Source organism: Streptomyces sp. NPDC057654 (genome assembly GCF_042800135.1).
In the GTDB taxonomy this organism is placed as follows: Bacteria; Actinomycetota; Actinomycetes; order Streptomycetales; family Streptomycetaceae; genus Streptomyces.
This window is the reverse complement of record NZ_JBHVHQ010001031.1, coordinates 1-2,772: the sequence shown is the minus strand read 5'-3', so window position 1 is coordinate 2,772 and position 2,772 is coordinate 1. Positions and strand designations below refer to the sequence as shown.

The 2,772-nt window shown below is 70.7% G+C and carries 3 protein-coding genes and 1 pseudogene; 1 reads left to right on the top strand and 3 read right to left on the bottom strand.

The window, feature by feature from the left end; translation table 11 throughout:
• The 3 genes and pseudogenes from ACFU99_RS39965 to ACFU99_RS39955 form a co-directional block, all read right to left on the bottom strand.
• Positions 1–395 (bottom strand): annotated as a pseudogene (locus tag ACFU99_RS39965) (hypothetical protein); the annotation flags it as partial.
• Positions 396–519: 124 nt separating this feature from the next.
• Positions 520–933 (bottom strand): hypothetical protein, encoded by a 414-nt coding sequence (locus ACFU99_RS39960; protein WP_384402557.1) that lies wholly within the window; start codon positions 931–933, stop codon positions 520–522.
• An 84-nt stretch (positions 934–1,017) separates the two neighbouring features.
• The gene (locus ACFU99_RS39955) at positions 1,018–1,539 is read right to left on the bottom strand and encodes a GNAT family N-acetyltransferase (protein ID WP_384402554.1); all 522 of its coding nucleotides are present in this window, start codon (positions 1,537–1,539) and stop codon (positions 1,018–1,020) included.
• Positions 1,540–1,701: 162 nt separating this feature from the next.
• Here ACFU99_RS39955 and ACFU99_RS39950 point away from each other — a divergent pair, with 162 nt between their 5' ends.
• On the top strand, positions 1,702–2,703 hold the full coding sequence (locus ACFU99_RS39950; RefSeq protein WP_384402551.1) for a sigma-70 family RNA polymerase sigma factor: 1,002 nt from the start codon (positions 1,702–1,704) through the stop codon (positions 2,701–2,703).
• Positions 2,704–2,772: the final 69 nt, after the last annotated feature.

The window sequence follows — 2,772 nt, the reverse complement described above, 5'->3', positions numbered from 1 at the left end:
TGGCCCACGCGGATGACCGGGTGCGTGGCGGCGCCCGCGATGCCGGGCAGCAGCCGCGGCCACCACTCGGCCAGCACCGCGCGCCAGGGCCGCTCGGCGAGCTGCTCGCCGATGTACGCGGTCCAGTCGGCGACCCGGCCCATGTCGCCCAGCGCCTCGTGCCAGTCGGCGCCGGTGATCCGGGTCCGCGCGCCGGGGGCCTCGTCCAGCTTCGTCTCGTACGCGTCGAGCCAGCCGTGCACGGCGGCGGACCGGCCGTGCCGGGCCATCGCCTCGACGGCCATCGGGCCGTGGTTGCTCAGGTAGCCGTTGAACTCCGGGCCCGAGGCGTGCAGCCGCTCAAGGGCCTCGTTGAGGGCTCCGTTGCTCGCGCTGTTCCCGCTTGTGATCTCCATGGGCCGAGGCTAGGTCGGCGGGTATCGGGCCGGTAACGGTCCGTGGCCCTACGCCCTGGGGCGGACGGGACCAGGGCTACAGGCGGACGGGGCCAGGGCTGCGGTCCTGCCCCCCGTCCCGCCCTCAGCGCGTCACATGCGGCTCGTGGGCGCGGAAGACGTACAGGGAGACCAGGGCCAACGCGGCGCCGAGCACCAGCCCCATCGTGACGGAGCGCAGCACGGAGGGGCCCGTCAGGCTGTACAGGAAGCCCATGGCGCAGCCGAAGAGCGCGCCGAAGGCGAGGGCCCGTACCTCCGTCGGCAGGGCCGCGCGGCGGCGCACCAGCAGCAGTCCGACCGCGCCCGTGACCACGGCCGCCACCAGCGCGAGGAGCGCGGCGCGGCCCCAGGAGCCGCCGTTGCTGTGGTCGAGGAAGAGGACGTACAGGCCGTAGACCAGGGCCGCGGTGACCGGCAGGGCGACGCCGGCCGCGACGCGCGGGCGGTGCTGCGGGCGGGCGACGGTCGCGCCGTGGTGGTGGGCGGATGTCTGCATGGCGGGCTCCTTCCGCAGGCCCCTCCTCAGATCCTCAAGCCGTCATGTCCAGAGCACACCCGTCCGGGGAACCCGTCAACTGGATCAGGACAGCCGCTTCTCGTACCAGGCCACATCCCAATAACGACCGAATTTCCGGCCGACCTCGTGGTACGTGCCGAGCGGCTCGAAGCCGAAGCGCCGGTGCAGCCGGTACGAGGCCTCGTTCGGCTGGGTTATCCCCGCGTAGGCGCGGTGCACGTCCTGCTGGGCCAGGATCTCGAAGAGCGCCTTGTACAGCAGCGTCCCGACGCCCCGCCCGCCCGCGTCGGCGGCGCAGTAGACGGTGGTCTCGACGGAGGTCGCATAGGCGGCCTTCGGGCGGAGCCGGCTGCTGGTGGCGTAGCCCAGAATCGGGCCGCCCGGCGACTCCTGCGCAACCAGAAGGCGGTATGGGCCGTCTTCAGGGTAGGAGAGCAGCCAGGGCCGGCGTCCCTCCGGTGTGTACGGGGTGGTGTCGAACGTGATCGGTGTCTCACGCACGTAGTGGTTGTAGAGCTCGGTGAGCGCGTCGAGGTCCCCCGCGACGCCCGCTCTGACCTGCACTTCCTGTGGTTCCGAAGCCACGGGACTCCCCTCTGTGGCGGCACAGGGTACTGCATGATCACAAAAATATGAGCGCGGCTTGGGAATTCTGTCCGGATTCCAGTCGTTCTTTCCATCGGACGGGGCACCCGGCAGGGAGTTCCGCACCCCATCCCGCGACCGACTCATCGCAAGGGAGCACGCATGGCAACCCGTGCCGTCGCCCGTCGTCAGACCGCAGCCAAGGGTACTGACGGGGTAAGCAGTGTTCGCGCTGTAGGCGGAGAGATCGCCGACCGCGACCTGGTCGGCATGTACCTCGACGAGATAGCGCGTACGCCCCTGCTCGACGCCGCAAAGGAAGTCGAGCTGTCCCAGACCATCGAGGCGGGCGTCTACGCCCAGCAGATCCTGGACGGCCAGATCGACGAGGACAGCGCCGTCAAGGCGAAGCGCGCCGAGCTTGAGGCCATCGCCGCCGAGGGCGCCCGCGCCAAGGACGTCTTCATCAAGTCCAACCTGCGCCTCGTCGTCGCCGTCGCCCGCCGCTATCCGCGCAGCGGGCTGCCCCTGCTGGACCTGATCCAGGAGGGCAACGCCGGCCTGGTCCGCGCGGTCGAGAAGTTCGACTACGCGAAGGGCTTCAAGTTCTCCACGTACGCGACGTGGTGGATCCGGCAGGCCATCACGCGGTCCATCGCCGACCAGTCCCGTACGATCCGGCTGCCCGTACACCTCGTCGAGGAGCTGGGCCGCATCCGGCGCGTGCAGCGCGAGTTCAACCGGGAGAACGGCCGCGACCCCGAGCACGCGGAGATCGCCGCGGAGCTCGGCACGAAGCCGGAGCGCGTCTCTGACGTGCTCGACTGGGCCCGCGACCCGGTCAGCCTGAACATGTCGGTGGACGACGAGGGCGAGACGCAGTTCGGCGACCTGCTGGAGGACACCTCCGCGGTCTCGCCGGAGCAGTCCGTGCTGACGCTGCTGCGCAGCGAGGAACTGGAAGACCTCATCGGCCGGCTCGACCACCGCACCGCGTCCATCATCAAGGCGCGGTACGGCATCGAGGACGGCCGCGAGCGCACGCTCACCGAGGTCGGCAAGCAGCACGGCCTGACGCGCGAGCGGATCCGGCAGATCGAGAAGCACGCGCTGCTGGAGCTGAAGAAGATGGCCCGCGACACCGGTTTCGACGCGGCGGCGTAAGCGCTCTCCGCGCGCGTCTCCTGGACGGGCCTGACACCTGATACCGGCCGGCCCCTCGCCGCGAGAGGG

Excerpts from the sequence above, each read along its gene's own strand:
- ACFU99_RS39950 (WP_384402551.1), top strand. The coding sequence starts at position 1,702 with ATGGCAACCCGTGCCGTCGCCCGTCGTCAGACCGCAGCCAAGGGTACT.
- ACFU99_RS39960 (WP_384402557.1), bottom strand. The coding sequence starts at position 933 with ATGCAGACATCCGCCCACCACCACGGCGCGACCGTCGCCCGCCCGCAG.